Here is an 885-nt window from a genome sequence, read left to right as displayed (position 1 = left end):
AAACACCGCGGCATGCTCACCCCCAACCAGGTCAACACCCTGCTGGAATGGGTCCAGAACGGTGGCGAACTGGTGGTGGAAGCCCGCCCGCTCCCGTCGCTTATCGAGGCATCCGATGCCAGTGACGCAGACTGGCAGGACAATGACCCACTGCTGTTCCCGCTCGGCATCACCGTCTGGGACTCCCCCGTGCCCAGCGAATCCATTGAAGAGGATCCGGTCCGGGATCTGATCATGGCCTTGCCCGTTTTTGTGGACAGCCCCTTGCAGTATTGCCTGCAAAGCGACAACGAGGAATTGCGTGAAGGTTGTGCACGGCTGGTCTGTGACGCACCACCGGAGCCCGCGCCTCTTGGGCTGCATGTGGGTGACAACGCACCTGACCGACGTGTGCAGCTTTTCAGCGATTACGTCATCTGGCATGACAGCTGGGATGATGAAGAAGGCGAGACACCACACCTGGAATGGCCAGTGGAAGTGACCGCCTACGCAGACAACGATTACGGTAGCCAGCTGGTGCAACTCGGCTTGGGCAGCGGACAGATTTCCGTGCTAACCGACTTGAGCCTGTGGTCCAACGAACGTCTGCTCTATTTCGATCATGCCTGGCTACTCGCCTGGCTCACCGCGGATGAGCCGGTGTGGTTTGTGCGCTCCGTGGCCATGCCGCCGCTGGCACAGTGGCTGTGGCTGAAAGCCCCGGCGCTGGGCGTTGCCCTGCTGGTGCTGCTGGCCCTGTGGTTGTGGTATCGCATTCCCCGCCAGGGTCCACGCCAGGAAGCCCGCGACGAACACAGCCGCGACTACCTGCAACACCTGCACGCCAGTGGCTATTTTCAGTGGCGTACCGATCAACAGGCGGCTTTGGTGGAAGTGTTACGCGAA

1 protein-coding gene is annotated in these 885 nt (G+C 61.1%); it reads left to right on the top strand.

Annotation, left to right across the window (positions count from 1 at the left end):
• Nucleotides 1-885 (top strand): DUF4350 domain-containing protein (locus tag A3730_RS03160; RefSeq protein ID WP_063537459.1); only part of this gene is annotated, 885 nt, incomplete at both ends.

This window comes from Alcanivorax sp. HI0044 (genome assembly GCF_001634945.1).
This window is presented reverse-complemented; position numbering and strand designations above follow the sequence as displayed.